This window comes from Rhodococcus oryzae (assembly GCF_005049235.1).
Classification (GTDB): domain Bacteria; phylum Actinomycetota; class Actinomycetes; order Mycobacteriales; family Mycobacteriaceae; genus Rhodococcus_G; species Rhodococcus_G oryzae.
The window spans coordinates 63,453-90,124 of record NZ_SUMD01000010.1 but is presented as its reverse complement, the minus strand read 5'-3'; the positions used below and the strand labels follow the sequence as shown (position 1 = coordinate 90,124).

The following is a 26,672-nucleotide window of genomic DNA, read 5'->3' as shown; positions in this document are numbered from 1 at the left end:
CGGCGTAACGCGCCCAACCGCGGGGGTTCGTCGACTTCGGGTTGGTCAGCGTCGCCGCAGACCCAGCCGCAGGCCGACGGGCTTGAGCGTGAACTCCTCCGCGACCTCCAGTTGGTAGCCCGGCACGGGATCGAGCTCGTAGCGGTGCAGGATCAGCGCCAGCGCCAGCGTGGACTCGTGCAGGGCGAGCTGTCGTCCGATGCACGAGCGCATGCCCGTGCCGAACGGCTTGTAGATGCCGGTCGGGCGGGTTCGGGCGCGCTCCGGGAGGAACCGGTCCGGGTCGAAGGCGAGCGGGTTCGGGCCCCACACCGGGTCCCGCTGCACCCGCAGGGTGAGCGCCAACAGGGCCTGGCCCTTCCGGACCGGGTGGCCGCCGAGGGTGGTGTCCTGTTTCGGTTCCCGGAAGTAGCCGGGGGCGATCGGCCACAGGCGCAGCGTCTCGTCGACGACCCGGCGCACGTACTTGAACTTGTGGATGTCGGCGAACATCGGGTCCGGCTCCGTGCCCGCCGGCCACAGCGAGGAGACCTCGGCCCGGGCCCGATCCGCGATCTCGGGGTGGGTCGCCAGCAGATGCAGCGCGAACGAGAGTGTGCCGGAGGTGGTCTCGTGGCCGGCGCTGAGGAAGCTGATCACCTGATTGCGGATGTTCTCGTCCTCGAGGCGCTGCCCGCTCTCGGGGTCCGCGGTGCCGAGCATCAGCGCCAGCAGGTCGTCGGGCTGACCGTCCGGGTGGCGGCGGCGCTCGCGGATGATGTCGTCGACCACCTGCCTGATGTAGTCGACATCGCGGGCATTCTGTCTGATGTCCTTGCCGTGGACCGCCTTCTCCAGCCAGTGCACCGGGATGCGGAACCCGGCGCGCCCGATGTAGGCGAACATGCGCGCCACCGCGACGGCGAAGGGGTCGGGCTCGCTGCGCGTGAACGAATCGAAGTGATAGCCGAAGCCGATGCGGCCGATCGTCTCGAGCGTCAGTTTGCTCGTGTCGGTGTGCACGTCGACGGTGGTGTCCTCGTCGGCCAGGGTGTCCCAGTGGGCAAGGAACTCGCCGACGGTCTCGAGCATGATGTCGTGATAGCTGCGCATCGCGGAGAGAGTGAAGGCGGGCATCAGGATGTTGTGCGCTCGCGCCCAGTTGGGTTCGTCGCTGTACGCGGTGGGCAGTGCGTCGCCGAGGAACTCGCGGGAGGCCGCGAAGGCGAAGCCGACGTGCTTGCCGAACCGCTTCTCGTCACCGAGCTCCGCATATACCGCGGGCCCCGAGACGACCGTGAGGTGTCGGTTGAAGATCTTGGTCTCGTACATCGGGCCAAGGAACCCGGCGAGTTCGGCCAATCGCTGCGCGGGACGCGCGGCATCGGCGGAGAGCACGTCGCCCAGCACCGGGAGCCGATGCGGTGGGTGCGGCAGCGTGTCGGTGGTCATCGCCGGAAGCGGACGAGCCATGACTGATTCTCGCGCACTTCGGGGGTGTTTGTCGCCCCTCGGCGCTCGCGCCGGATCACGTTTCGTGGTCTGGCGAAATCGAATCGGCCCCGATTTGTTGCGGCTCGGCGGCGATATCCGCGTCCGCAGGTGGTAACGGCATCCGCGAACTAGCATCGCTGCTTGGGTAATTCCGCCGCGGTCGCGGCCGTCACGGGCACGCTGATCCAGGGAGAGGGAAGCAGATGGATTTCGCACCCACCGAACGCTGTCAGGAGTACCGCGACAAGCTCCTGGCCTTCATGGACGAGCGGATCTACCCGGCCGAGGCGGTGTACGAGCAGCAGATGCGCGAGTCGGGGGACCCGCACTTCCAGCCGCCGATCATCGAGGAACTCAAGGTCGAGGCGCGGTCGCGGGGGTTGTGGAACCTCTTTCACCCGCATCCCGGGTACGGGCCGGGGCTGACCAACTCGGAGTACGCGCCGCTGGCCGAGATCATGGGACGGAGCCACCTGGCGTCCGAGGCGTGCAACTGCTCCGCCCCGGACACCGGGAACATGGAGGTGCTCACGCTCTTCGGCACCGACGAGCACAAAGAGCGCTGGCTGCGGCCGTTGCTGGAGGGCACCATCCGCTCCGCGTTCGCCATGACCGAGCCCGACGTCGCCAGTTCGGACGCGACCAACATCCAGATGACCATGGTCCGCGACGGCGACGACTGGGTGCTCAACGGTCGCAAGTGGTGGACCTCGAATGCGTTGCACGCCAACTGCCGGGTGCTGATCGTGATGGGCAAGACCGATCCCACCGGGCCCGTCTACGGCCAGCAGTCGATGATGGTGGTGCCGATCGACGCCCCCGGGATCACGGTGGTGCGCGGGCTGCCGGTGTTCGGCTACCAGGACCGCGAGGGCCACGCCGAGGTGCTGTTCGAGAACGTCCGGGTCCCGGATGCCGACGTGTTGGCCGGTGCCGGTGCGGGATTCATGATCAGCCAGGCCCGGCTCGGACCGGGGCGCATCCACCACTGCATGCGCGCGGTCGGGATGGCGGAGCGGGCGCTGGAGCTGATGTGCCTGCGGGCGTCGACCCGGGTCACCTTCGGTCGTCCGCTCAGCGCGCGCGCCAACATCCAGGACTGGATCGCCGAGGCGCGCATCGAGATCGAGATGGCCCGGCTGCTGACCCTCAAGGCCGCCTGGCTGATGGACACGGTCGGCAACAAGGAGGCGCGCACCGAGATCGCGGCCATCAAGGTCGCCGCCCCGCAGATGGCGCTCAAGATCGTCGACCGCGCGATCCAGGTGCACGGCGGCGGCGGGGTGTCCGACGACTTCCCGCTGGCGATGATGTACGCGCACCTGCGCGCCCTGCGGCTCGCCGACGGCCCCGACGAGGTACACAAAATGACCATCGCGCGCCAGGAGCTGCGGCCGTACCGGCTCGCAGCCGAAGAAGCCGTCGCCGCCGCGAAATGACAGACACCGCACCACAGTCCGTGACAGGAAAGGGAACCCGATGAGCAACGCCGTAGGACTCGACGAAGAGGCGGTGTCGAACTGGATCGCCGACATGGGGGTCGGTGCCGTCGCGCCGCTCGAGTTCAAACGGATCGGCAACGGCCAGTCGAACCTGACCTACCTGGTGTCCGACTCGGGGGGTGGCCAGTGGGTGTTGCGCAGGCCGCCGCTGGGGCACCTGTTGGCGTCCGCGCATGACGTGGCCCGGGAGTACCGGATCCTGTCGGCCCTGCAGGGGACCGGGGTGCCGGTGCCGAAGGTGCTGGGCCTGACCGAGGATCCGGCGATCACCGACGCGCCGCTGATGCTGATGAACTACGTCGACGGTGTGGTGATCGACAGCATCGGGGTGGCCAAGCAGCTGACGCCGGAACGTCGACGGGCCACCGGGCTGTCGATGCCGAAAGCGTTGGCCAGCATTCACGCCGTCGACCTCGAACTGTCCGGCCTCGACGATCTCGCGAGCCACTCGCCCTACGCGGAGCGCCAGCTCAGGCGCTGGTCGGGGCAGTGGGAGAAGTCGAAGACCCGCGACATCCCGGCGGTCGACGAGCTGGCGGCGCTGCTGACCCGGTCCATCCCCGCGCAGACCGAGCTGACCCTTGTGCACGGCGACTTCCACCTGAGCAACGTGATCACCGCCCGCGACGACGGCCGGGTGGTCGCCGTCGTGGACTGGGAACTGTGCACGCTCGGTGATCCGCTCGCGGATGTCGGTGCGCTGCTGGCGTATTGGGCGCAGGCGGAGGACGAGGTGCCCGGTCCTTTCGCGGCGTCGACGCTGGAGGGCTTCCCGACCAGGGAGGAGCTGACGAAGGCCTACATGCAGGAGACCGGCAGGGATCCGGCCGCACTCGGGTTCTGGCACGCGCTCGCCCTGTGGAAGATCTCGATCATCGCCGAGGGGGTGCTCCGGCGGACGATGGAGGATCCACGGAACACGGCCGCAGTGGGGGCACCGTCGGCCAAGTTGATCGACGACATCGTGGCCCAGGCGACGGAGATCGCGCGCAAGGCCGGCCTCCGGTAGCCAATCGTATGCAAATCGTGACCAAAAGAATCTTGTAAAAGAAACCATCAATCCGCTAGACGGATGGGGGATCGGCGTGCACACTTCTTTGTGAGCCGGAACACGGTGACAGGAATCACACTGAAGGGAACAACATGGACAACATTCTGAGCCAGCTGATCTCACTTCTCGGCGGCCTCACGGGCGGTCTGACGTCGGGCTCGTCGAAGCCCTCGACCACGACCACGACGTGACAACTCGGACCTGATCGAATGCCCCGCTTCCCGAGAGCGGGGCGTTCGGCGTTTCGGGGCAGTTCCCTGGCGAATACCCCGGCCGAGGCCGGGATCTCCCACCCCGGGTTGCTGCATCATTTCCCCAACAAGGCGGCGCTGCTGATGGCGGTGCTCGCCGGCCGGGACGTGCAGGATCTGCGCGCGACGGGCACGGATCCCGAGGCCCTGTCCGAGATGGACTTCGCCGAACAGCTGCAACGAGCGGTGGCGCCGACCGCCTGAGCGTGTGGCCCCGAGCAGGGAGTTCCCGGCTCAGGACGGCGGGGTCAACTGGCTCACCGCGTCGCGGATCTCCTCGGGAATCGCCACCGGTTTCCGGGTCTGCGCGTCGATGTAGACGTGCACGAAGCGTCCCGTGGCGGCGAGATCGAGCGCGCCGCGCTCGCCGACCCGGAAGATCGCGAGCGCGTATACGATGCTGCGCGCGCCGAGCCGGGCCACCGACAGGCCGACCTGCAGCTGGTCCGGGAAGCTCAGCTCGCTGTGATACCTGCACGAGGTCTCGGCGACGACGCCGATCGCGGGCAGGTCGCGGATGTCGACGCCGACCGTCGACATCAGCCAGCCGTTCACCGCGGTGTCGAAGTACGAGTAGTAGGTGACGTTGTTGACGTGGCCGTAGTGGTCGTTGTCCGCCCAGCGGGTGGGTACCGGCCACAGCACGGGGTAGTCGGCGGCGGTGGGCTCGGATTGGGCGGAAGTCATGGTGGCGACCTTAGATCAGTCGTATCGGGACGGATGCCTCGGTCGCTGCGCCGGGTGGATCAGCGAATCGACGAGCTTGGTCATCGCCGAGCCGGCGGCGTCGGTGGCGGTTGGCCCCAGTGCGACCAGCGAGACGATGAGGGCCGCGGCCTCGCCGGGGGTGAGGGTGATCGGGTCGACGTGGCGCCTGGCATCGATCGCGTACCCGCCGCCTGGCCCGTTGCGGACCTCGATCGGGATGCCTGCCTCGCGCATGCGGGCGATGTCGCGCTCGACGGTTCGCGGGGTGACGCGCACGGTGTCGGCCAGCGCGCGGGCCGTCGTGAACTCCGGCGACCGGGCGCGCAGGCACTCGATCACCGCGTGCTGGCGTTCGATGCGCCGTAGCGTCAGGTGCGGGTCGGTGGACTTCGAGAAGGCCATGGCGACAAGGTTATAGAAGCCGACATTTGCTTGTCGGGCTCTCTGTCTACTGTTGCGTTCACCCTCACATTCAAGGAGAGCGCATGAACACCGAACCGAAGTCGACACCGATCGTTTTCCTCAGCGGCGCAGGGCTTCCGGCCTGGATCTGGGACGAGGTGCGGGCCTCATTGCCCGTCGACTCGGTCGTCGTGTCCTACCCGAAGCGTGCGGACGCGACGCTGCGGGACTACGCGGACGCGGTGCTGGCGCAGGCGCCCGAAGGTGAGTTCACCGTGGTGGCGCATTCGATCGGCGGGGTGGTGGCGAGCGAGGTCGCGGCCGTCGCCCCCGAGCGCGTCGGCGGGCTGCTCGCCGTCGCGGCCTCGGTGCCGTCGGCGGGCAGCTCGTTCCTGGGCGCGCTGCCCGCGCCGCAGCGGTACATCGTCGGGCCGATCATGCGGCTCGCGGGCACCAGGCCGCCGGAGAAGGCGATCCGCTCGGGCCTGTGCGCCGGTCTCGGCGAGGACGACATCGCGCGGATCGTCGCGGACTTCGCGCCGGAATCGCAGCGCCTCTACCGGGATCGCGTCTCGGCGCGGACCCTGCCCGCGCGTACCGGCTACGTGGTGACGGCGGCGGACAAGGAGTTCCCGGCGGCTCTCCAGGGCCGGTACGCCGACGAGCTTGGAGCCCGGTGGCGGCGCGAGATGGCCACTGGCCACCTGCCGATGCTGCAGGATCCGGCATCGTTCGGTCAGATCCTCAAGGAGTTCGCGTCCGGGGCCTGACGCCGCGCACCACCAGCCGGAAGACCAGCCCGGCGACGAGGGCCCAGAAGGCCGACCCGATGCCGAGGATGTCGACCCCCGACGCCGCGATCAGGAAGGTGAGCACGGCCGCCTCCCGGTCGGCTTCGTCGGCCACCGCCGCCGCTAGCGAGGCGCCCAGCGTCGCGAGCAGCGCCAGGCCCGCGACGGCCTCGACGACGCCCTGCGGTGCGGCGACGACCAGCGCCGCGAGCGCCGCCGAGCACAGCGCCAGCACCAGGTAGGAGCAGCCCGCGGTGAAGGCGGCCACCCAGCGCCGTTTCGGGTCCGGGTGCGCGGAGGGCGCGGCGGCCAGGGCGGCGCTGATGGCGGCGAGGTTGATCGCGTGGCCGCCCGCGGGTGCGCCGATCACAGTGCCGATGCCGGTGACGGTCATCGCCGACTTCCACGGCACCCGGTACCCGAAGGACGACATCACCGCGGTTCCGGGGATGTTTTGCGAGGCCATCGTCACGATGTACAGCGGGATCGCGATGCCGACCAGCGCCTGCCACGTCCAGTGCGGGGCGGTGAGGTCGAGGGTCGGTGCCAGCGCGGAGGTATCCAGGGAGCCGTCGCCGAACGCGATGCTGATGCCGATCACCACCGCGGCCGCGGCGAAGGCCGCGGGCACGGCCCAGCGTCGGGAGAACCGCAGCAGGATCAGCCAGACGAGGACGACAGGGGCGACCGCGGCGGGGGAGTCGCGGAAGGCGGTGACCGGGGCGAGGCAGAGCGGGAGCAGGACCCCCGCGAGCATGGCCTGGGCGAGCGGGGTGGGGATCGCCGCGATCAGCCGGCCGAGCCGCGGCCACAGGCCGGTGAGGGTGACCGCGAGGCCGACGACGATGAAGGCGCCCACCGCCGCGGGCCAGCCGCCGACCACCAGTCCGGTTCCGGCCAGCAGCGCGGCGCCGGGGGTGGACCAGGCCAGGGTGATCGGTATCCGGTAGTGCCGGGAGAGCCAGAGCATGCCGATCGCCTGGGTGACGCACAGCGCCATCAGGCCGGACGCCGCCTCGGTTGGGCTCGCGCCGACCGCGCGCAGGCCGGTGAGGACCACGGCGAAGGAGCTGGTGAAGCCGACGAGGGCGGTGACCACGCCTGCGCTGATCGGGTGCGAGAGGCCCGGTTCGCGCGCGACCGCGGGCTCCGTCTGTTCGGCTCCCGTCGGATCGGGCTCGAGGGTTCGTGACACGACCGCCATCTTGCCGCAGCCGCGATCGCGGTCGGTCGCGGTCGGTCGCGGCGCCCCCGCCGAGTGTGCAGCTGCCGTCGCGCTACCTGGGCGTTTGCCCCGACAACTGCACACTCGACGCGGCGGGCGGCTAGGTGCGGACCTTCTTGACCACGAACAGCAGGATGACCGAGCCGAGCAGGCAGGTGAAGAAGCTGAAGATCAGCCCGCCGCCCTTGACGTCGACGCCGACGAGGTTGAGCAGGAAGCCCCCGAGCAGGCCGCCGACGACGCCGACCACGATGTTGAGCAGGATGCCCTGCTGCTCGGAGGTGCCCATCATCTTGCTGCCGATCCAGCCGGCGAGCCCGCCGATGATGATCCAGCCGATGATGCCGAGTCCAAGCATGTGTTGACTCCTAGGTCGATGATGGTCCCGCGCCACGGCGGCGCGCGAACAACCGTAGCGACATCCGGGCTCCGTTCGATTGGGGCCGGTATCCGTGCGTGTCGCTTGCCGTGCCCCGCACCATTGACTGGTGCGACACGCGATGACACGGTTGCGCGGTGACCGAGTTCGGCATCCGGGCCTCGTTCCTCGACTTCATCGACGATCCGTGGCGGCATGTCGGACGGGAAAGTGAAGCAGCGCGCTTCCACGCGGATGGTCTGCTGGTCGTCGAGGACGGCCGGATCATCGACTTCGGCGCGCATGACGAGGTCGCCGCGCGGCACGCAGGGCTGGCCGTCACGACCATCAGCGACCGGCTGGTGTTACCCGGCTTCATCGATGGCCACGTGCATTTTCCGCAGACCCGGGTCATCGGCGCGTTCGGTGAGCATCTGCTGCCGTGGCTGGAGAAGTGGGTGTTCCCGGAGGAGATCAAGTTCTCCGACCGCGCCTACGCGCGTGAGGCGGCGGGGCGCTTCTTCGACAGCTTGGTGGCCTCGGGCACGACCACCTGCCAGGCCTTCACCACCACCGCCTCGGCCGCGACCGAGGAACTGTTCGACGAGGCCGCGCGGCGCAACATGCGGCTGATCGCCGGCCTGACCGGCATCGATCGCCTGGCGCCGGATGGCTATTCCCTCAGCGCCGAGAACTTCTATCGCGACAGCAAGCGGTTGATCGAGCGCTACCACCGGCAAGGCCGCGGTCTGTACGCGATCACGCCGCGCAACGCGCACGTCTGCACGCCCGACACGATGGCCGCCGCTGAGCGCCTGAAGCGCGAGCATCCGGACTGCTGGGTCAACACGCACCTGGCGGAGACGACCGGTGAATGCGAGGACATGCGCGAGCTGTATCCGGACAGCGCCGACTACGTCGCGGTCTACGAGAAGTATGGGCTTGTCGGGCCGAAGTTCTCGGGTGGCCACGGCGTGTGGCTGTCCGACGACGAGTTCGACCGCCTCTCGGCCGGCGGCGGGGCGATCACCTTCTGCCCGTGCTCAAATCTGTTCCTCGGCAGCGGCCTGTTCCGCCTCGGCCGCGCCACCGACCCGGCGCACCGCGTCAGGCTGTCGTTCGGCAGCGACGTCGGCGGCGGCAACCGCCTGTCCATGCTCAACGTGCTGGATGAGGCCTACAAAGTCGGAATGATGAACAACGGCATGCTTGACGATCCTGCCGAGGCCGAGCGCAACAAGCTCTCGGCCTATCGCGGCTTCTGGTCGATCACGCTCGGCGGCGCCGAAGGACTCTATATAGACGATCTGGTCGGTAACTTCGCCCCCGGGAAGGAAGCCGACTTCGTCGTGCTCGACTGCAATGGCGGGCCGCAGGCGCTGCGCTGGCGGCAGTCCCTGATCGCCCAGAACGGCACGCCGGCAACACTCGAGCAGGCGGCGGACCTGCTGTTCGGCCTGATGGTGGCGGGCGATGACCGCGCGATCGAGCAGACGTGGGCGATGGGCAGGCAGGTTTATCTGCGGCCTGGCTCCACCTGATCCCCGTCGATCGCGCCGACCCACGAGCGGTGGCGGTCGCCGGTAGGGTGGAAGCGACATGGAGATCGTGATCCGGTCCACGCCAGACGAAGTCGCCTCGACCGTCGCCGACATCGTCGAGCGCTCCGTGCGCCGAGGCCCGACGACGCTGGGCCTCGCGACCGGGTCGTCTCCGCTCGGCAGCTACCGCGAGCTCATCCGGCGGCACCACGACGACGGGTTGGACTTCTCGTCCGCCCGGGTGTTCCTGCTCGACGAGTATGTCGGGCTCCCGAAAAGCCATGAACAGTCCTACTTTTCCGTGATCAGGTCCGAATTCGTCGATCGGGTGAACCTCGACCCCGGCCGGGTGCACGGCCTCGACGGGCAGGCGCCGGACCTGGCCGCGGAGGCCGCCCGCTACGACGCCGCCATCGCCGCGGCCGGCGGCATCGACGTGCAGCTGCTCGGGATCGGCACCGACGGACACATCGGCTTCAACGAGCCCGGGTCGTCGTTGACGTCACGGACGCGCATCAAGACCCTGACCGAGCAGACCCGCATCGACAACGCCCGCTTCTTCGGCAGCGTCGACGACGTTCCGCTCCACGTGCTGACCCAGGGCCTCGGCACCATCGGCGAGGCCAGGCACCTGGTGATGGTCGCGGTCGGGGCGGGCAAGGCGGACGCCATCGCCGCGGCGGTGGAGGGCCCGCTCACCGCAATCTGTCCGGCGTCGGTGCTGCAACTGCACCGGCACGCGACCGTGGTCGTCGACGAGGCGGCCGCGGAGTGGCTCGCGTTGGCCGACTACTACCGGTACGCGCTGCGGCACAAGCCGGACTGGCAGCAGTTCTGAGACGATGGTCCTTCGGTCAAACGAGGGGTGGGGCCGGTCGGTACGGAGTAGGTTCTGCAGACAACTGCACGTCTGACGACGGGACCCGGCGATGACAGCACAGGTCGTGACCAGGACACATCGGCGGCGGGGGTTGTTGGCGGCGGCGGCCGTCACCCTGCTCATTGCGGCGGGATGCGCAGACGATTCGACCTCGGAGCAGGCGGCCACCAGCACGCCGGCAGGCGCCGAACCGAGCGCGGAGATGGATTCCGCCGTCGCCCAGCGCCTCGACGATGCGATCAACGCGACGATGACCAAGACGTCCGTGCCCGGCGCGATAGTCGGTGTCTGGGGGCCGGAGGGCAAGTACGTCAAGGCTTTCGGCGTCGCCGACAAGTCCACCGACGCGCCGATGGAGACCGACTTCTACACCCGGATCGGCAGCCTGACCAAGACCTTTACGGCCACCGCCATCCTGCAGCTGGTGGACGAGGGGAAGGTGGGTCTCGACGACCCCATCTCGAAGTACATCGACGGCGTCCCTGCAGGCGATCAGATCACCATCCGGGAGCTGGCCCGCATGCAGAGCGGGCTGGCCAACTACTCGGAGAGCCCGGAGTTCCAGCAAGCGCTCTTCGCGGATCCCAAGGCGCCCTTCACCCCGCAGCAGCTGCTGGACTATGCGTTCGCCCAACCGGCGACGTTCCCGCCCGGCCAGGGATTCCAGTACTGCAACACCAACTACGTGCTGCTGGGACTCGTGGTGGAGAAGGAAAGCGGGCTGGCGCTGCAGGACTACATCAACGAGCGGATCCTCCAGCCGTTGCACATGGAGAAGACGAACTTCCCCACCACCAACGCGTTCCCGAGCCCGCACGCGCAGGGGTACACCGTGCAGACCGCCGACGGCAAGGAAGCCACGGCCACCGACTGGGACCCGTCCTGGGGCTGGGCGGCGGGCGCGATGATCTCGACCCTCGAGGATCTGCACATCTGGGGTCCGGTGCTCGCGACCGGCACCCTGCTCAAGCCGGAAACACAGGCGCAACGGCTCGAGACGGTGAATGCGCCGGGTTATCCCCCCGACGTCGGTTACGGCCTTGGCGTGTTCAACGCCGCCGGCTGGATCGGGCACAACGGCAGCCTGCCCGGATACCAGACCGTGACGGTCTACCTGCCGGAGCAGCAGACGACCCTCGTCATCATGACCAACACCGACATCGCCTACGAGGGTGGCGAGCCGAGCACCCAGTTGGCGACGGCGATCACCGAGATCATCTCCCCGGAACACGTCTATCGGCTGAGCGCGGCCGCGCCGAGTCCGGAGACGACGACTCCGGAGGCGACGACCCAGTCGACCGAGCCCACCCGCTGATCTGGGGGCGCCCGAACGCGCCCACTCCGGTGACGCACCCATCCGCGCGACCCATCGGCTCCGAAGACCTTGCGAACTACGATGCAAGGGAGCGGAGGCGGGCATGCCGGCTACGAGTTCGACGTCAACGGACGAGGGCCCCGTCGCCAGGAACGCGGCGCTGCGGCTGATCGCGCGGGCGGCGTCGGGGGTGATCGCCGCAGGCGTGGTGCTGGGCGTCGGCGAACTGCTGTCGGCGCTGACCGGCCCGGAATCGTCGCCCTTCTTCGCGGTCGGATCGACCACGGTCGACCGCAGCCCGGCCTGGGCCCGGGAGTTCGCCATCACGACCTTCGGCACCAACGACAAGCCGGCGCTGTTCGTCGGTATGTCGGTCCTCATCACGGTGATCGCCGCGATCGCGGGCATCGTCGAACGGCCGTCGCGGCCGTACGGCAGCGCGATCCTCGCCGGGCTCGGAGTGGTCGGGATGTACGCGGCCTACAACCGGCCCGGCGCGAACGGCGCCGATGTCCTGCCGACGGTGGTCGGGGTGGTGCTGGGCATCGTGGTCTTGCGGCTGCTCACCGCCCAACTCGACGAACCCTCGCCCGGCGGCGACGGGGGGATGGGACGGCGCCGGTTCCTGGTGATCGCGTCGGTCGCCGTCGCCGTGGCCGCCGCCGCGGGGGTCGCCGGGCGGCAGATGAACCAGCGGCTGAGCGGGGTGCTCGAGAGCAGGCGCCGGGTGAAGGTGCCCGTCGTGGTGGACCGGGCGGCACCCATCCCGGCCGGGGTCGACCTGGAGATCCCCGGCGCGACCTCGTTCATCACCCCGAACCCGGTCTTCTACCGCATCGACACCGCGCTGCAGGTGCCCCGCCTGACGACCGAGGAGTGGCGCCTGCGCATCCACGGCATGGTGGAACGCGAGGTCACGCTGAGCTGGGACGAGTTGCTGCTGCGGGCGCCCATCGAGCGCCGGATCACGTTGACCTGCGTCTCGAACGAGGTGGGCGGCGAGCTCGCGGGCAATGCCACCTGGGTCGGCTTCCCGATCGCGGATCTCCTCGACGAGGTCGAGGTACAGCGCGACGCGGACATGTTGCTGTCGAAGAGCGTCGACGGCTTCACCGTCGGCACGCCGATCGAGGTGTTGCGCGACGGCCGCGACGCGCTGCTGGCCATCGCGATGAACGGCGAGCCGCTGCCGCTCGAGCACGGGTTCCCGGTCCGCCAGGTGGTGCCGGGACTGTACGGCTTCGTCTCGGCCACCAAGTGGGTCGTCGACTGGGAGCTCACCAGATTCGATCGGGCACAGGCGTATTGGACCAAACGCGGGTGGGGGGACAGGGCGCCGATCAAGACGGCCTCCCGGATCGACGTGCCCGCGGCGTTCGCGCCGGTGCCCGAGGGCCGGGTGACGATCGCGGGCACCGCCTGGGCGCAGCACCGGGGCATCGAGAGGGTGGAGGTGCGGGTGGACGAGGGGCCGTGGCAGCCCGCGACCCTCGCGCCGCAGTACTCCATCGACACCTGGCGCCAGTGGTCCTGGCAGTGGGACGCGCCCGCGGGGGTGCACAACGTGCAGGTGCGCGCCACCGATCTTGACGGCAACGTCCAGACCGAGGAGCGCGCCGCGCCGATCCCGGACGGCGCCACCGGCTGGCACAGCCGCACCATCACCGTGCGCTGACGCCGAGTGTGCAGCTGCTGGCGCGCTTCCTGGGGGTTTGCACTGACAACTGCACACTCGGCGGCGGTACGGTGTGGCCATGGTGGCTATCGAGGTGCTTCGCGGGGACATCACGAAGGTCGAGGCGGACGCGATCGTGAACGCGGCGAACTCCGGACTGCTCGGCGGCGGGGGAGTGGACGGGGCCATCCACCGGGCCGGCGGCCCGAGCATCCTCGAGGAGTGTCGACGGCTGCGCGCGAGCACGCTGCCGGACGGGCTGCCCGCGGGCGACGCCGTCGCGACCACCGCCGGAGGTCTGCCCGCGCGCTGGGTGATTCACACGGTGGGCCCGGTGTACTCGGCCGACGAGGACCGGTCGGCGGTATTGCGGTCGGCCTACATCCGCAGCCTCGAGGTGGCCGACGAGCTGGGCGCGCGGACGGTGGCGTTCCCGCTGATCTCCGCGGGCAGCTACGGCTGGCCGCACGCCGACGCCGTGCGCCAGGCGGTCGCCGCGGTGCGCAGCTCCGGCACCTCGGTGCGGACCGTCACCTTCGTCGCGTTCGGCGAGCCGATGGCCGAACTTTTGCGGCGCGAGCTCGGGGTGCTCGTCACCGCCGAGGACCTCGCGTCCCGGCTGAGCGCGCCCCGGCCGCCGGTACTGCTCGACGTCCGCTGGGCGCTAGGCGACCCGAACGGCCGGGAACACTTCCGCGACGGGCACATTCCCGGCGCCTCGTTCGTGGACCTGGAAACCGAGCTGGCCGCGCCGCCCGCGCCGGAACACGGCAGGCACCCGCTGCCCGAGATCGCCGACCTGCAGTCCGCGGCCAGGCGGTGGGGGATCGACACCGGCGACGCCGTCGTCGTCTACGACGCAACCGGGAACACCGCCGCCGCTCGCGCCTGGTGGCTGCTGCGCTGGGCCGGGGTGCCCGACGTCCGGATGCTCGACGGCGGGCTGTCCGCGTGGACGTCGGCGGGACTCGACCTGGAAACCGGTGCGGGCCAACCGGTACCGACCGGGAACGTGGAGCTCACCGCCGGACACCTGCCGACGGTGACGGCGGGCGAGGCCGCGGAACGCGCGGCGGACGGGGTGCTGCTCGACGCCCGCGCCGCCGAGCGATACCGCGGCGAGGTCGAGCCGGTGGATCCGCGCGCCGGTCACATACCCGGGGCACGCAGCGCCCCGACGGCCGAGAACCTCGACGGCGCCGGACGATTCGCGGACGCCGCGGCGCTGCGCCGACGCTTCGCCGGGCTGGGCGCCGACGGTTCGGCGCCGGTCGCGGTCTACTGCGGGTCGGGGGTGACGGCCGCGCACGAGATCGCCGCGCTTGCCATCGCCGGGGTCGACGCGGCGCTGTACCCCGGCTCGTGGTCGCAGTGGTGCAGCGATCCGGATCGTCCCGTGGCGACCGGCCCGACCCCCTAGTGCCCCGCGCCCGAGCGCGAGGCACTAGGCCCGCCTCACCCGGTCAGGACCGCGAATACTCCGAGGCACGGCGGATCTGGTCCGGGCTCGGGCGCACCCCCGTGTAGAGCTCGAACTGGGCCGCGGCCTGCAGCGCGATCACCTCGGCGCCGGTGATGACGGTCTTGCCCAGCGCCGACGCGGCCCGCACGAGCGGGGTGTCGGGCGGCAGCGCCACCACGTCGAACACCGCCTCGGACCCCCGCACGGCGTCCTCGTCGAACGGCAGGCCGTCGGCCCCTGGCCCGCCCGACATCCCGATCGGGGTGGCGTTCACCAGCAGTCCCGGCCGCAGCTCGCCCAGCTCCGCGCGCCAGCCTAAGCCGTATTGGTCGGCCAGCGCCCGCCCGGTGACCTCGTTGCGGGCGATGACCGTCACCTCTCCGAACCCGTTGTCGCGCAGAGCCGCCACCACCGCCTTGGCCATCCCGCCGCTGCCCGCGACCGCGGCGGAAAGCGACGAGGGGACCCGATGCTCGGCGAGCAGCGTCGCGACCGCCTCGTAGTCGGTGTTGTAGGCGTGCAGCACACCGTCCTCGTTGACGATGGTGTTCACCGACGCGATGGCGGCGGCCGAATCGTGCATCACGTCGACGTGCTCGATGCAGGCCTCCTTGTGCGGCATCGAGACGCCGCAGCCCCGGATGCCGAGGGCCCGGATGCCGGCGATGGCGGCAGGCAGATCGGTGGTGGTGAACGCCTTGTAGACGAAGTCCAGGCCCAGTTCCTCATAGAGGTAGTTGTGGAAGCGGGTGCCGATGTTCGACGGCCGTGCGGCGAGGGACATGCACAGGCGGGTGTCCTTGGTCAGGGCGTCTCGGATGGTTCGGCTCACCCGATCGACGGTATCGCCGTCGGCCGTCGGCGGTCCACCTCACCGAAGGCCGCGGGCGCCGCCCGCAGGTTGGCCGACTCAGTACACGTTGATCTCGGTGACGCTGGGGAGGTGCGGACGGTCGGTGGTCAGGGTGACCTCGACGCGGCCGGACCCCGTCTCGAGGTGTGTCCACGGCTCGGCCGGGAAGTCGATCACCCCGCCACTGACCTCGGCGGACCACGATCCCGCAGCGCCGGTACCCAGGTTGCGCCAGTGCAGCGTCGCCGACACCGAGCACAGCACCCCGGGCGTCGTCGGTATCCCGACGAACGTCGCGTTCAGTCGAACGTAGACCAGCCCGGGGAGCCTGTCCGTGGCGACGGTGACGCCTCCGATTCGGCCGCCGCAGGCAAGTCCGTCAGCGACGGTCGCCGTGTCCGGGATGTTCACCCACCTGTCCTGCGCCGGACCAGCCGCCGCCGGGGTGCAGGCACCGAACAACCCGGCGAGCACCAGGCCGCTGATCGCAATCGACCTGCCGAGCGTGGGAAGCGACATGGTGCTCCGATCGTCGTCGGACAGTGTTCCGACGCTACCTCGGCGGGGTGGCCTGGCATTTCCGTTTGTCGGGGACCGGTACACCGGTCACCGACGCCGGACGGTCAGCCGGTGAACGGCGGAACGAACATGCACGGCACCTCGCGCCGGTGCGCCGGGTCGAGGGCGTTGAACACCATGTACGCCGCGCGCTTGGAGCCGGCGATGGCGGCGTGCTCGGAGTAGTCCTGCGCGCAGGTGTCCTGCACGACGATGTTGTTCACCGTGTATCCGGGAGGTCCCTGCACCTGGCCCTGCGGCAGCGCGATCGCCTCGTCGTATCGGGTGGAGATGTTGGTGTAGTTCACGCCCTTGACGTACGGGGTGCCGCCCGCGTTGATCTTCTTGATCAGCTCCGAATCGGCGGTCATCTCGCCGCAGCCCTGGCACACGGGGACCGAGGTCTCGGGCACCCCCAACCGCTTGGCGTAGGCGGGCAACGCGTCGACGCCGAGGGTGGTCAGACCGAGCCATGGCGGCGCGACGGAGACGTAGTTGGTGATCGTGCCCTCGCCGCCGAGGTGCTTGAGGTAGTACGTCGGGATCAGCGTGCCCTGCGAGTGGCCGACGACGTCCACCGTCTGGGCGCCGGTGGCGGAGCGCACCCGGTCGACGAAGGTCTTGAACTCGCCGGCGCTGTTTTCGAGCGGACCCATCCCGCCGATCGCCGAGATCGGCCAGGGTGCGCCGGGGATCGCCCCGTAGGTCAGGGCGAACACGCAGAAGCCCGCGTTCTTGAGCATCGGGACGTAGGCGCCCCAGTTGGTCTGCTGCCCGCCGCCCGTCCCGTGCACCAGCACCACCGGTCGGGGGTGCTCCGCGGTCGGCTTGCATCCGAAGTCGTTCGCGCCGGGCAGCGAGCCGCCCGGGTTGGTCAGTTCGTTCGGGATACCCGCGAAGAAGTTGTAGTTCTCCGGCAGCGGCTCGGCCTGGGCGACCCCCGCCCCGAACGGCAAGACCAGCGCGGCCAGCGACAGGACCAAGGCCGCGGTGCGTGACGCTCGGAACATGAGCCCCCCATTGTTGTGTGGATCACTGTGATTGCGGATCACAGCAACCTAGCAATTGCTCGGTTGGTTGCATAGGGGGGAAACCGGACGTTCCGGTACCGGCCCCTCAGGGCATCGGGAAGCGGGTGGCGGTGATCGACTCGAGGTTGCTGCCGTCGTGGCCGATCAACCAGGAGCCGCCCTGGCGCTCACAGTTCGCGATGTCGTCGAAGACCCGCATCAGGAAGTAGGCCGAGAGGTCGGGCGAGGGAGTCAGCGCCAGCTGGTGCGACTCACCGGGCCGAGTCATGTCCAGCCACACGCCGGACTGCCCGTCCAGCCGCAGGCCGACGATGTGTGCGGCGTCGACGAACTGGTATCTCCGCTGCTGCCACGGCGTGCTGTGCGAGTAGCCCTGCTCGAGCACCTGAACCAGGATGGTCATCTCTCGCTCCCGACGCGATTCGCCCAATGGCCCATTATCCCGCTGGTCAGACGGATTAATCCAGCGTCGTCGAGGTTTGTCGTGGCTGCCTGATTGGATGGGCTGATGGTGCACGCGGTGTGGTCCCCGGGATCGGGGCTGATGCTGTGGCGCGACGGCGGTGCTCCCGAGCCGGTCGACGACGAAATCGAGCACCTGCCCGCCTCGCTGCGGCGGGCCCTGGACCGCAAGTTCCGACACCGGGTCACCGTGTCGCTGCCGAACGGCGACGGCACCCTCGGCGAAGTGACGGTGCCCGCCCTCGCGATGGCCCCGCCCGCGGCCGCCGCGCTGCTGCTCGACCTCCCCACCGGCCCGACTCCCGGGCTGCCCGGCGACCTCCGCTTCCTCGCGCACGTCGCCAGGGGAGTGCGGAGCTGGGTTCGGGCGGGACGGGTCGTGCCCGAGCTCGAACGCGCGGACGGCGAGTGGTGGGCCCGGTGGCGGCTCGTCGGCGGCGATCGGCAGCGGGCCTGGATCTCGGAATTGGCGGCGGCGACGCCCGCGGTGCTCCGCGGATCGGGTGGCGCGCGAAAGATGCTGGAGGATTTCGTCTTCGAGATCACCGACCCGATCGTGCGTGAGCTGCTCGGCGACCGCGACGGCGGCGAGCACCCGTTGCTCGCGGCGCTGGCCGCGGGCACCCCGTACGCCGAGGGCACCCAGCGGATCGCCACCGATCTGCAGCAGTGGCGGCAGAGCCTCACCGTGGAGGAGCCGGACCTGGTCCTGCGGCTGCTCGAACCGGAGGACGACGACGAGCCCGCCCCCGAGGACGGCCTCGTGCTCTGGCGGCTGCAGGTCTGCCTGCGGCCCGAGGGTGAGGCGCCAAACCCGGTGCCGGTGCACCTGGGCGACCCCAAGGCCCTGACGGTCGGGGTGCGCAAGCTCGCCGAGGCGATGGCCGCCTACCCGATGCTCCGCGCGGTGCCGTCGGACCCGGACAGCCTGGACCTGCTGCTGCCGCTGGAGGTGGTGACCGACCTGGTCGCGCACGGCGCCCAGGTGCTCGCCGACGCAGGCGTCACGTTGATGCTGCCGCGCGCGTGGAGCGTGGTGGCCCCGTCGCTGCGGCTGCGGGTGACCAGCCCGCCGGTGGCGGCCGACAGCGAGGACAGCGCGGTCGGGATGAACCAGCTCGTCGCCTACAACTGGGAGCTCGCGCTCGGCGATCTGGTGCTCACCCCCGCGGAGATGGCGCAGCTGACCCGGGCCAAGACCGACCTGGTCCGGCTGCGGGGACAGTGGGTCCAGGCCGACAAGACCGTCCTCGCGAAGGCCGCCAAGTACGTCATCCGGCAGGCGGGCGAGGGCGGGCACACCCTCGCCGATCTCCTGGGCGAGCTCACCGCGCCGGAACCGCCGCCGGTGCCGGTGGCGGAGATCACCGCCACCGGTTGGGTTGCGGGACTGCTCGATTCGGGAGCGCGGCCGACCAGCGTGCCGCAGCCGCCCGGGCTCGAGGCGCGGCTTCGGCCCTATCAGCGGCGCGGACTGGACTGGCTGGTGTTCATGAGCGACCTCGGGCTCGGCGCGGTGCTCGCCGACGACATGGGCCTGGGCAAGACGGTGCAGCTGCTCGCGCTGCTGGCCCACGAACGCGCCGCGGGGGCGCAGCGCCCGGGGCCGACCCTGCTGGTCTGCCCGATGTCCGTGGTCGGAAACTGGCAGCGCGAGGCCGCCCGGTTCACGCCGGGCCTGCGGGTGCTCGTGCACCACGGCACCGACCGTCTGCGCGGCGACCAGCTGACCGCGGTGGTGGCCGAACACGACCTGGTGATCACCACCTACGCGCTGCTGGCGAGGGACACGGCCGCCCTCGGTGAGCAGAGCTGGCGCCGGATGGTGCTCGACGAGGCCCAGCACGTCAAGAACTCGGGCACCGCACAGGCGCGGGCGGCGCGGGCGATCCCGGCGGCGCACCGGCTCGCGCTGACCGGCACCCCCGTGGAGAACCGGCTCGACGAGCTGCGCTCGATCCTGGACTTCGTGAACCCGAGGATGCTCGGCAGCGCCCAGCAGTTCCGGGCGCGGTTCGCCGTCCCGATCGAACGCGAGCACGACGAGGGCGCGTTGGCGCGGCTGCGGACCGTGACCTCGCCGTTCGTGCTGCGCCGGGTCAAGACCGATCCCGAGGTGATCTCCGATCTGCCGGAGAAGTTCGAGATGACGGTGCGCGCGAACCTCACCGCCGAGCAGGCCTCCCTCTACCGGGCCGTGCTCGACGACATGATGGAGCGGATCAGGGACACCGAGGGCGCCGCCCGCAAGGGCGCGGTGCTCGCCGCGCTGACCCGGCTCAAGCAGGTGTGCAATCACCCGGCCCACTTCCTCGGCGACGGGTCGCCGATGCTGCGTCGCGGCAGCCACCGGTCCGGCAAGCTCGGCCTCGTCGAGGACATCCTGGAATCGGTGCTCGCCGACGGCGAGCGCGCGCTGCTGTTCACCCAGTTCCGTGAGTTCGGCTCGCTCGTGGCCCCGTACCTGGCCGAGCGGTTCGGCGCCGAGGTGCCGTTCCTGCACGGCGGGGTGTCGCGGGCCAAGCGCGACGCGATGGTGGAGGGGTTCCAGGGCGGCGACGCCGCGCCCATAATGTTGCTCTCGCTCAAGGCGGGCGGTACGGGACTCAACCTCACCGCGGCCAATCACGTTGTGCACCTGGATCGCTGGTGGAACCCCGCGGTAGAGAACCAGGCCACGGACCGGGCCTTCCGTATCGGTCAGCGTCGCGACGTGCAGGTCCGCAAACTGGTGTGCGTCGGCACCCTCGAGGAGCGGATCGACGCGATGCTGGCGAGCAAGTCGGAACTGGCGGACCTCGCCGTCGGCACCGGCGAGAACTGGATCACCGAGATGTCCACCGATGAGCTCCGCGAACTGATGATGCTCGGCGAGGAGGCGGTGGGCGAATGAACCGACGGCGCACCGATTTCAGCCAGTTCGGCACCCAGCGTGCGGCGCGCGGCGGCCCCTTTGCCCAGTCCTGGTGGGGCCGCGCGCTGGTGTCCTCGATGGAGAAGATCGCCGACTCCGGCCGGATCGCCCGCGGGCGCGGCTCCGCCCGCGCGGGACAGGTGATCAGCTATCGGATCGCGCCAGGAGCGGTGGTCGGCGAGGTCCAGGGCAGTCAGATCGACCCGTTCACCGCGACCTTCACCCTCCGCCCGCTCGACCCCGACACCGTCGACGTGCTGATCGACCGGGTGCGCAGGGCGCCGGGCATGCTCGCCACCCTCGCCTCGGGCACGGTGCCGATCGAGCTCGGGGACCTGTTGCTGCCCACCGAGTCCGGCGACCTGGACTTCGGCTGCACCTGCCCGGACCAGGGCTGGCCGTGCAAGCATGCGGCGGCCATCGTCTACCTCACCGCGCAGCGCCTCGACACCGAGCCGCTGGTCATCCTCACCCTCCGCGGGCTCGACCTCGACACCCTGATCCGCTCGTTCGACTCGGACGGGGCGGACGCGGAGTCCGCGCCCGACCTCGACGACTACTTCGGGGACAGGATCGAGCTGCCGCCGCTGCCGCGGGTGGAATTCCGGCCCGCGCCGGACGATCTCACCCCGGAGCCGCTGCGCAAGTCGCTGCGGGCGGGCGGGGTGGAGGAGCCGGTGGTGGCCGCCGCACTGCGCGAGCTGACGGCCACCTACCGGATCCTGGGCGGGCGGTGACGCCCGACTACCGCTGCGAGGAGATGTTTCCGCCGTCGACGACCAGCTCGCTGGCCGTGATGTAGCTGGCCTCGTCGGACAGCATGAAGCGGACCACTCGGCCGACCTCTTCCGGGCGGCCGAGGCGGCCCATCAGGATGCGGCGCTCGAACGTGCCCTCGGGCAGCAGGTCGACGGTGGGCTGCAGCATCGGGGTGAGGATCTGTCCCGGGGAGACGCAGTTGATGCGGATGCCGTCGGGTCCGAGCCGGTCGGCGAGCGAGCGGACCACCGCGAGCATGCCGCCCTTGGCTGCGCTGTACACCGGGTTGATGGCGTTGCCGAGGTGCGCGTTGATCGACGAGATGCCGACGATCGCCGAGCCCGGGTTCGCCGTGAAGTCCGGCAGCAGCTCCTTCGTCAGCAGCACCAGCGGACGCAGGTGCGTGTTGATGCCGAGGTCCCACACGTCCACGGTGACGCCCTCGAGCGAACCGGTGTCGACCACGCCCGCGGCGTGCACCAGTCCGCCGATGTTCGGCAGCGCGGCGCGGGTGGTGGCCAGCGCGTCGGCGTACAGGTCGGGGTTGCTCAGGTCGACCGCGACACCGATCGCGTCGACGCCGAACTCGGCGGCGATGGCCTCGGCCTCGGACTTGGCCTTCGCCTCGTTGAGGTCCCAGAGGGCGACCGGACGGCCGGCCTCGGCGAGGGAGCGGGCGGACGCGAGGCCGATGCCCGACGCGCCGCCGGTCACGATGACGGCGGTCGTAAGGGTCGCGGGGGTGTTGGTGGCTTCAGACATGTACCCAGCGTCGACCCGCCCGGGGACGCCCACAACCCCCTCGTCCCGCTCAGCGGCTACAGCCCGCGTGCGGGGGTGGTGCCGGTCCTGGCCATCGCGGCGAACAGTGTGGTGTGCATGGCCGCGGCCTGCTCCGGGGCGTAGTAGCCGACGTTGAGCGGGTTGGCGCGGTTGTGCATCTCGAGGGGGTCGTCGACCAGGTCGTACAGCTCGTACTGCGGCGAGGCGACGCCCGCCGGGTCGAAGTACGCGGAGTACTTCCAGCGGGTGTCCCTGATACAACGGATGTGGTTGGGCTGGGTGACGATGAACTGGCCGTCGGGAGTGGCGCAGTTCTGGTCGTCGTAGGTGAACAGGATACTGTCCTGCACCGCCGCGGTGGGGTTGTCCGGGTGCGCGGCGGCGTCCGCGACCACCGGCATCAGATCGGTGCCGAGGAATCGCCACGCGGCCGGGTCCGCGCCGGCAAGGGTGGCGAGGGTGGGCACCACGTCGATGAGCGAGGCCATGGCGTCCGTCTGCACCGGACTTGGGAACATCACCGGGTTGCTGATGACGAGAGGCACCCGGAGCGTTTCCTCGTAGGCGTTGAAGATCTTCTGGCGCAGGCCCCCGTGCGAGAGCCCCATCTCGCCGTGATCGGACATCCGGACGATCACCGTCCGGTCGATCAGCCCCGGCTCGGCCTCGAGCGCGTCGAGGACGGCGCCAATGTGATCGTCGACCACCTTGTGCATGTAGGCGTAGAAGTTCACGTAGTTCTGCGCAGCCTGGGGGCCGATCAGCGGCCCGAGCCCGGCCGCGAGCAGCAACTGCGACTGGATCTGGGCGGTCGGCTTGTGATTGACGGCCAGCATCTCGTCGACGCTGGGCGGCAGCGAGATGCCCTGGTTGAACGCCTGGGTCGCCTCGGTTCCGTAGTTGTTGCAGGTGCCGTTCAGCGCGTCCCATGTCTGTGGGTAGGCGAGGACGTCGTGCGGGTTGATGAACGAGACGATCAGCGCGAACGGCCCGTCCCCGTCGGCGCCCTGGCCCCCGATGAACTCGACCGCCTCGTTCGCGATGCGTTGGTCGATGTCGGCGCAGCCGCCGCCGAAGTGATCCGGGTTGGTGTCCTGCCCGCCCTCGGGCGGGACCCGGCCCTGGAACCCGTAGGCCGCGATGTCGGCGCTGCTCGGGTCGCCGCCCGCGGCGCCCTTGCTCATGTGCCACTTGCCGCGGTAATGGACGGTGTAGCCGGCCGACTCCAGCACCCGGGCCATGTTCTGCTCGCCGACCGGCAACTGCGGTTCGGTAGGCGAGACCGTCCCGCCCTCGGTCAGGGTCGCGGTGACCCCGTGCTGGGCCGGGTAGAGGCCGGTGAAGAAGGTGCTGCGACTGGGGGAGCACATCGCGGTGTTGCAGAAGGACCGGGTGAAGGAGAGCCCGTGGTCCGCGAGGCGCTTGCGGTTGGGCAGGTTCGCGTCCGCCCAGCCCGCTGGCCAGTGCATCGGGTGCCGTTCCTGATCGGTGATGATCACGACGATGTTCGGGCGATGGATGGGCACGCCGGACCCCTGGGCCGCGCTCGCCCGCGGACCGGTCGTGCCGATCCCGGCCACGCCCGCCGCGACCAGGGCGCCCGCGGCGCCGAGGAAGGTCCGGCGGGTCGTCGCCGCGGGGAATCCGGCGGACCCGTCCGAGCAGTGAGGTGATTCGTTCGCGCACCGGGTCGATTCGGTCTGGGGCTCCATCGGGCGATCTCCATCCTGAGACGAGAGAGTGCAGCTGACAGGTTTCATGCCCATTCGCGCGCGCCCGGTGGCGGTCCGGCCGGCACCGTGTGACCGTGATTGTTCTCCGCCGGCGGCGGCCGCACCCCCGGTTTCGGATGATCTTGTTCGGCGGGACCGCGATTCTCGCCTGGTCGACGCCACCTCTAGACATACATGGACATCCAACTATAGGATGACAACATATCCGGAACTCCGCACCGCGCCCGTGGGTTGCCATGGGGTCGGCGCGGGCATTCGCCCTAGCGAGAACAGGTCCAAGAAAATGGTTCAGGAACTCACCCACTTCGTCGGTGGCAAGCGCGTCCCCGGCACCTCCGACAAGTTCGGCGACGTCTACGACCCCAACACCGGTGAAGTGCAGTCGCGGGTGCCGCTCGCCGACAAGGCCGAGACCGAGGCGATCATCGCCAATGCGGTTGACGCTCAGCGTGAGTGGGCCGCCTTCAACCCGCAGAAGCGTGCCCGCGTCCTGATGAAGTTCCTCCAGCTCGTGCAGCTGGAGATGGACTCGCTCGCGCGACTGCTGTCCTCCGAGCACGGCAAGACCATTCCCGACGCCAAGGGCGACATCCAGCGCGGCCTCGAGGTCATCGAGTTCTCGCTCGGCGCTCCGCACCTGCTCAAGGGCGAGTACACCGAGTCCGCGGGCACCGGCATCGACGTGTACTCGATGCGGCAGCCGCTCGGCGTCGTCGCAGGCATCACCCCGTTCAACTTCCCGGCGATGATCCCGCTGTGGAAGGCGGGACCGGCGCTCGCCGCGGGCAACGCGTTCATCCTCAAGCCGTCCGAGCGTGATCCCTCGGTGCCGCTGCGCATCGCCGAGCTGTTCGTCGAGGCCGGTCTGCCCGCGGGCGTGTTCAACGTGGTGAACGGCGACAAGGAGGTCGTCGACGTGCTGCTCACCGACGACCGGGTCAAGGCGGTCGGCTTCGTCGGCTCCACCCCGATCGCGCAGTACATCTACGAGACCGCGGCCGCCAACGGCAAGCGCGCGCAGTGCTTCGGCGGGGCCAAGAACCACGCCATCGTGATGCCCGACGCCGACCTCGACGAGGTCGCCGACGCCCTGATCGGTGCCGGCTACGGCTCCGCGGGCGAGCGCTGCATGGCCATCTCGGTCGCCGTTCCCGTCGGCGAGGAGACGGCAGACGCCCTCGTCGCGAAGCTGAAGGAGCGCGTCGCGAAGCTGAAGATCGGCCGCAGCGACGACGAAGCCGCCGACTTCGGGCCGCTCGTCAGCCAGGACGCCCTCGACCGCGTCAACAGCTACGTGCAGATCGGCATCGACGAGGGCGCAACGGCGGTCGTCGACGGCCGCGGCTTCACCCTCGAGGGCCACGAGGGCGGGTTCTTCGCAGGCGCCACCCTCTTCGACAATGTCACCTCGGACATGCGCATCTACAAGGAGGAGATCTTCGGACCCGTCCTCCAGGTGGTTCGCGCCGCCGATTACGAGGAGGCCCTGCGCCTGCCGACCGAGCACGAGTACGGCAACGGCGTCTCCATCTTCACCCGTGACGGCGACACCGCGCGTGACTTCACCGCTCGCGTCAACGTCGGCATGGTCGGCGTCAACGTCCCGATCCCCGTGCCGATCGCGTACCACACCTTCGGCGGCTGGAAGCGGTCCGGCTTCGGCGACCTCAACCAGCACGGCCCGGACTCCTTCCGCTTCTACACCAAGACCAAGACGGTCACGCAGCGCTGGCCTTCGGGAACCAAGGAGCACACGACCAACCACTTCGTCATCCCGACGATGGATTAGGAACACCATGTTCACCCTGACCGATGACGAGCGGGCGATCAGCGACACCGCTCGGGACTTCGCCTCGGAGTACTTGGCCCCCAACGCGATCGAATGGGATCAGACCAAGCACTTCCCGGTGGACGTGCTGCGCAAGGCCGGCTCGCTCGGCATGGGCGGGATCTACATCAGCGAGGACGTCGGCGGGTCGGGGCTCACCCGGCTCGACGCCGTCCGGATCTTCGAGCAGCTCGCCAAGGGCTGCCCGTCCATCGCCGCCTATGTGTCCATCCACAACATGGTCACCTGGATGATCGACTCCTTCGGCACCGACGAGCAGCGGCACCAGTGGGTGCCGGCGCTGGCCTCGATGGAGCACCTCGGCAGCTACTGCCTGACCGAGCCGGGTGCCGGCTCCGATGCGGCGGCCCTGAGCACCAAGGCCGTGCGGGACGGCGACGACTACCTGCTCACCGGGGTCAAGCAGTTCATCTCCGGCGCGGGCACCTCCGACGTCTACGTGGTGATGGCCAGGACCGGATCCGCGGGGGCCAAGGGCATCTCGGCGTTCATCGTCCCGAAGGGCGCCGAGGGCCTGTCCTTCGGAGCCAACGAGAAGAAGATGGGCTGGAACGCGCAGCCGACCCGTCAGGTGATCCTCGACGAGGTGCGGGTGCCCGCCGCCAACCTGCTCGGTCAGGAGGGCGACGGCTTCCGCATCGCGATGTCCGGGCTCAACGGCGGCAGGCTGAACATCGCGGCGTGCTCGGTCGGCGGCGGCCAGGCCGCGCTGCAGAAGGCGGTCAACCACCTGGCCGAGCGCAAGGCGTTCGGCTCGCCGCTGCTCGACTCGCAGGCGCTGCAGTTCCAGCTCGCGGACATGCGCACCGAACTCGAGGCCGCACGCACCCTGCTGTGGCGGGCCGCGGCCGCGCTCGACGAGGACGCGAACGACAAGGTCGAACTCTGCGCGATGGCAAAGCGATTCGCCACCGACACCGGATTCGACGTAGCCAACAAGGCACTACAGATGCACGGCGGGTACGGCTACCTGTCCGAGTACGGATTGGAGAAGATCGTGCGTGATCTGCGGGTCCACCAGATCCTCGAGGGCGCCAACGAGATCATGCGGGTGGTCATCGCCCGCGCCGTCGTCGGAACGGCGGGGACGGCGTGA

At 69.9% G+C, this 26,672-nt stretch carries 24 protein-coding genes and 1 pseudogene; 14 read left to right on the top strand and 11 right to left on the bottom strand.

Annotated elements, in window-relative coordinates:
- Nucleotides 1–45: 45 nt before the first annotated feature.
- Nucleotides 46–1,431 carry a cytochrome P450 gene (locus tag FCG67_RS19485; RefSeq protein WP_136911341.1) on the bottom strand — a complete coding sequence of 462 codons (1,386 nt, stop codon included), beginning with the start codon at nucleotides 1,429–1,431 and terminating at the stop codon, nucleotides 46–48.
- A gap of 245 nt (nucleotides 1,432–1,676) precedes the next feature.
- Here FCG67_RS19485 and FCG67_RS19480 point away from each other — a divergent pair, with 245 nt between their 5' ends.
- From FCG67_RS19480 to FCG67_RS25635, 3 genes are all read left to right on the top strand, one after another.
- On the top strand, nucleotides 1,677–2,912 hold the full coding sequence (locus tag FCG67_RS19480; RefSeq protein ID WP_136911340.1) for an acyl-CoA dehydrogenase family protein: 1,236 nt from the start codon (nucleotides 1,677–1,679) through the stop codon (nucleotides 2,910–2,912).
- Nucleotides 2,913–2,952: 40 nt separating this feature from the next.
- Nucleotides 2,953–3,984, top strand: coding sequence for a phosphotransferase family protein (locus FCG67_RS19475; protein ID WP_136911339.1), 1,032 nt, complete (start codon nucleotides 2,953–2,955; stop codon nucleotides 3,982–3,984).
- A gap of 341 nt (nucleotides 3,985–4,325) precedes the next feature.
- Nucleotides 4,326–4,481, top strand: coding sequence for a hypothetical protein (locus FCG67_RS25635; RefSeq protein ID WP_211243273.1), 156 nt, complete (start codon nucleotides 4,326–4,328; stop codon nucleotides 4,479–4,481).
- A gap of 30 nt (nucleotides 4,482–4,511) precedes the next feature.
- Here FCG67_RS25635 and FCG67_RS19465 read toward each other — a convergent pair whose 3' ends face one another.
- Together FCG67_RS19465 and FCG67_RS19460 are read right to left on the bottom strand one after the other, a co-directional pair.
- Complete coding sequence (locus FCG67_RS19465) at nucleotides 4,512–4,964, bottom strand: acyl-CoA thioesterase (protein WP_136911338.1); 453 nt, start codon at nucleotides 4,962–4,964, stop codon at nucleotides 4,512–4,514.
- A gap of 15 nt (nucleotides 4,965–4,979) precedes the next feature.
- On the bottom strand, nucleotides 4,980–5,387 hold the full coding sequence (locus FCG67_RS19460) for a helix-turn-helix transcriptional regulator (RefSeq protein ID WP_136911337.1): 408 nt from the start codon (nucleotides 5,385–5,387) through the stop codon (nucleotides 4,980–4,982).
- Nucleotides 5,388–5,470: 83 nt separating this feature from the next.
- Between FCG67_RS19460 and FCG67_RS19455 the strand changes: the two genes are divergently transcribed.
- Nucleotides 5,471–6,157 carry an alpha/beta fold hydrolase gene (locus FCG67_RS19455; protein WP_136911336.1) on the top strand — a complete coding sequence of 229 codons (687 nt, stop codon included), beginning with the start codon at nucleotides 5,471–5,473 and terminating at the stop codon, nucleotides 6,155–6,157.
- Here the strand turns inward: FCG67_RS19455 and FCG67_RS19450 are convergent.
- Together FCG67_RS19450 and FCG67_RS19445 are read right to left on the bottom strand one after the other, a co-directional pair.
- Entirely contained in the window at nucleotides 6,132–7,382 is a 1,251-nt protein-coding gene (locus FCG67_RS19450) for a benzoate/H(+) symporter BenE family transporter (RefSeq protein ID WP_136911335.1), read from the bottom strand. The genes FCG67_RS19455 and FCG67_RS19450 overlap by 26 nt on opposite strands.
- Nucleotides 7,383–7,503: 121 nt before the next feature.
- On the bottom strand, nucleotides 7,504–7,761 hold the full coding sequence (locus tag FCG67_RS19445) for a GlsB/YeaQ/YmgE family stress response membrane protein (RefSeq protein ID WP_136911334.1): 258 nt from the start codon (nucleotides 7,759–7,761) through the stop codon (nucleotides 7,504–7,506).
- A gap of 158 nt (nucleotides 7,762–7,919) precedes the next feature.
- On the opposite strand from FCG67_RS19445, the gene guaD reads away from it, so the two are divergent.
- The 6 genes and pseudogenes from guaD (at nucleotide 7,920) to FCG67_RS25430 (ending at nucleotide 14,592) form a co-directional block, all read left to right on the top strand.
- Complete coding sequence (gene guaD, locus FCG67_RS19440; protein WP_136911333.1) at nucleotides 7,920–9,302, top strand: guanine deaminase; 1,383 nt, start codon at nucleotides 7,920–7,922, stop codon at nucleotides 9,300–9,302.
- Between the two features lie 58 nt (nucleotides 9,303–9,360).
- Nucleotides 9,361–10,140 carry a glucosamine-6-phosphate deaminase gene (gene nagB, locus FCG67_RS19435; protein WP_136911332.1) on the top strand — a complete coding sequence of 260 codons (780 nt, stop codon included), beginning with the start codon at nucleotides 9,361–9,363 and terminating at the stop codon, nucleotides 10,138–10,140.
- 91 nt (nucleotides 10,141–10,231) lie between these two features.
- Nucleotides 10,232–11,497 (top strand): serine hydrolase domain-containing protein, encoded by a 1,266-nt coding sequence (locus tag FCG67_RS19430; RefSeq protein WP_136911331.1) that lies wholly within the window; start codon nucleotides 10,232–10,234, stop codon nucleotides 11,495–11,497.
- 103 nt (nucleotides 11,498–11,600) lie between these two features.
- A complete protein-coding gene (locus tag FCG67_RS19425; RefSeq protein WP_136911330.1) occupies nucleotides 11,601–13,172 on the top strand; it encodes a molybdopterin-dependent oxidoreductase in 1,572 nt (523 codons plus the stop codon).
- Nucleotides 13,173–13,251: 79 nt separating this feature from the next.
- A pseudogene (locus FCG67_RS25435) lies at nucleotides 13,252–13,743 on the top strand (O-acetyl-ADP-ribose deacetylase); the annotation flags it as partial.
- Nucleotides 13,729–14,592: a sulfurtransferase gene (locus tag FCG67_RS25430; RefSeq protein WP_246045184.1), complete on the top strand. Its 864-nt coding sequence runs from the start codon at nucleotides 13,729–13,731 to the stop codon at nucleotides 14,590–14,592. The pseudogene FCG67_RS25435 and the gene FCG67_RS25430, both read left to right, overlap by 15 nt.
- Before the next feature lie 43 nt (nucleotides 14,593–14,635).
- Here the strand turns inward: FCG67_RS25430 and FCG67_RS19415 are convergent, their stop codons facing one another.
- The 4 genes from FCG67_RS19415 to FCG67_RS19400 all read right to left on the bottom strand — a co-directional run bounded on the left by FCG67_RS19415 (nucleotide 14,636) and on the right by FCG67_RS19400 (nucleotide 17,479).
- Nucleotides 14,636–15,466, bottom strand: a complete 831-nt coding sequence (locus tag FCG67_RS19415) for a shikimate 5-dehydrogenase (RefSeq protein WP_136911328.1) — start codon at nucleotides 15,464–15,466, stop codon at nucleotides 14,636–14,638.
- 78 nt (nucleotides 15,467–15,544) lie between these two features.
- On the bottom strand, nucleotides 15,545–16,006 hold the full coding sequence (locus FCG67_RS19410; protein WP_136911327.1) for a hypothetical protein: 462 nt from the start codon (nucleotides 16,004–16,006) through the stop codon (nucleotides 15,545–15,547).
- A gap of 104 nt (nucleotides 16,007–16,110) precedes the next feature.
- Nucleotides 16,111–17,055 carry an esterase/lipase family protein gene (locus FCG67_RS19405; protein ID WP_136911326.1) on the bottom strand — a complete coding sequence of 315 codons (945 nt, stop codon included), beginning with the start codon at nucleotides 17,053–17,055 and terminating at the stop codon, nucleotides 16,111–16,113.
- Nucleotides 17,056–17,161: 106 nt separating this feature from the next.
- Complete coding sequence (locus FCG67_RS19400) at nucleotides 17,162–17,479, bottom strand: hypothetical protein (protein ID WP_136911325.1); 318 nt, start codon at nucleotides 17,477–17,479, stop codon at nucleotides 17,162–17,164.
- A gap of 105 nt (nucleotides 17,480–17,584) precedes the next feature.
- On the opposite strand from FCG67_RS19400, the gene FCG67_RS19395 reads away from it, so the two are divergent.
- Both FCG67_RS19395 and FCG67_RS19390 read left to right on the top strand, forming a co-directional pair.
- The gene (locus FCG67_RS19395) at nucleotides 17,585–20,431 is read left to right on the top strand and encodes a DEAD/DEAH box helicase (protein ID WP_136911324.1); all 2,847 of its coding nucleotides are present in this window, start codon (nucleotides 17,585–17,587) and stop codon (nucleotides 20,429–20,431) included.
- Nucleotides 20,428–21,189, top strand: a complete 762-nt coding sequence (locus FCG67_RS19390) for an SWIM zinc finger family protein (RefSeq protein WP_136911323.1) — start codon at nucleotides 20,428–20,430, stop codon at nucleotides 21,187–21,189. Before FCG67_RS19395 ends, FCG67_RS19390 begins: the two co-directional genes overlap by 4 nt.
- A 7-nt stretch (nucleotides 21,190–21,196) precedes the next feature.
- Here the strand turns inward: FCG67_RS19390 and FCG67_RS19385 are convergent, their stop codons facing one another.
- Together FCG67_RS19385 and FCG67_RS19380 are read right to left on the bottom strand one after the other, a co-directional pair.
- Nucleotides 21,197–21,973: an SDR family NAD(P)-dependent oxidoreductase gene (locus FCG67_RS19385; protein WP_136911322.1), complete on the bottom strand. Its 777-nt coding sequence runs from the start codon at nucleotides 21,971–21,973 to the stop codon at nucleotides 21,197–21,199.
- Between the two features lie 56 nt (nucleotides 21,974–22,029).
- Nucleotides 22,030–23,706, bottom strand: a complete 1,677-nt coding sequence (locus FCG67_RS19380; RefSeq protein ID WP_136911321.1) for a sulfatase family protein — start codon at nucleotides 23,704–23,706, stop codon at nucleotides 22,030–22,032.
- A 304-nt stretch (nucleotides 23,707–24,010) separates the two neighbouring features.
- On the opposite strand from FCG67_RS19380, the gene FCG67_RS19375 reads away from it, so the two are divergent.
- Nucleotides 24,011–25,516 (top strand): CoA-acylating methylmalonate-semialdehyde dehydrogenase, encoded by a 1,506-nt coding sequence (locus tag FCG67_RS19375; RefSeq protein ID WP_136911320.1) that lies wholly within the window; start codon nucleotides 24,011–24,013, stop codon nucleotides 25,514–25,516.
- A gap of 7 nt (nucleotides 25,517–25,523) precedes the next feature.
- Nucleotides 25,524–26,672, top strand: a complete 1,149-nt coding sequence (locus FCG67_RS19370; RefSeq protein ID WP_136911319.1) for an isobutyryl-CoA dehydrogenase — start codon at nucleotides 25,524–25,526, stop codon at nucleotides 26,670–26,672.

Coding starts and splice junctions, on each gene's coding strand:
- FCG67_RS19485 (WP_136911341.1), bottom strand. CDS start 1,431: ATGACCACCGACACGCTGCCGCACCCACCGCATCGGCTCCCGGTGCTG.
- FCG67_RS19480 (WP_136911340.1), top strand. CDS start 1,677: ATGGATTTCGCACCCACCGAACGCTGTCAGGAGTACCGCGACAAGCTC.
- FCG67_RS19475 (WP_136911339.1), top strand. CDS start 2,953: ATGAGCAACGCCGTAGGACTCGACGAAGAGGCGGTGTCGAACTGGATC.
- FCG67_RS19465 (WP_136911338.1), bottom strand. CDS start 4,964: ATGACTTCCGCCCAATCCGAGCCCACCGCCGCCGACTACCCCGTGCTG.
- FCG67_RS19460 (WP_136911337.1), bottom strand. CDS start 5,387: ATGGCCTTCTCGAAGTCCACCGACCCGCACCTGACGCTACGGCGCATC.
- FCG67_RS19455 (WP_136911336.1), top strand. CDS start 5,471: ATGAACACCGAACCGAAGTCGACACCGATCGTTTTCCTCAGCGGCGCA.
- FCG67_RS19450 (WP_136911335.1), bottom strand. CDS start 7,382: ATGGCGGTCGTGTCACGAACCCTCGAGCCCGATCCGACGGGAGCCGAA.
- FCG67_RS19445 (WP_136911334.1), bottom strand. CDS start 7,761: ATGCTTGGACTCGGCATCATCGGCTGGATCATCATCGGCGGGCTCGCC.
- nagB (WP_136911332.1), top strand. CDS start 9,361: ATGGAGATCGTGATCCGGTCCACGCCAGACGAAGTCGCCTCGACCGTC.
- FCG67_RS19430 (WP_136911331.1), top strand. CDS start 10,232: ATGACAGCACAGGTCGTGACCAGGACACATCGGCGGCGGGGGTTGTTG.
- FCG67_RS19425 (WP_136911330.1), top strand. CDS start 11,601: ATGCCGGCTACGAGTTCGACGTCAACGGACGAGGGCCCCGTCGCCAGG.
- FCG67_RS25430 (WP_246045184.1), top strand. CDS start 13,729: ATGGCCGAACTTTTGCGGCGCGAGCTCGGGGTGCTCGTCACCGCCGAG.
- FCG67_RS19410 (WP_136911327.1), bottom strand. CDS start 16,006: ATGTCGCTTCCCACGCTCGGCAGGTCGATTGCGATCAGCGGCCTGGTG.
- FCG67_RS19405 (WP_136911326.1), bottom strand. CDS start 17,055: ATGTTCCGAGCGTCACGCACCGCGGCCTTGGTCCTGTCGCTGGCCGCG.
- FCG67_RS19400 (WP_136911325.1), bottom strand. CDS start 17,479: ATGACCATCCTGGTTCAGGTGCTCGAGCAGGGCTACTCGCACAGCACG.
- FCG67_RS19395 (WP_136911324.1), top strand. CDS start 17,585: ATGGTGCACGCGGTGTGGTCCCCGGGATCGGGGCTGATGCTGTGGCGC.
- FCG67_RS19390 (WP_136911323.1), top strand. CDS start 20,428: ATGAACCGACGGCGCACCGATTTCAGCCAGTTCGGCACCCAGCGTGCG.
- FCG67_RS19385 (WP_136911322.1), bottom strand. CDS start 21,973: ATGTCTGAAGCCACCAACACCCCCGCGACCCTTACGACCGCCGTCATC.
- FCG67_RS19380 (WP_136911321.1), bottom strand. CDS start 23,706: ATGGAGCCCCAGACCGAATCGACCCGGTGCGCGAACGAATCACCTCAC.
- FCG67_RS19375 (WP_136911320.1), top strand. CDS start 24,011: ATGGTTCAGGAACTCACCCACTTCGTCGGTGGCAAGCGCGTCCCCGGC.
- FCG67_RS19370 (WP_136911319.1), top strand. CDS start 25,524: ATGTTCACCCTGACCGATGACGAGCGGGCGATCAGCGACACCGCTCGG.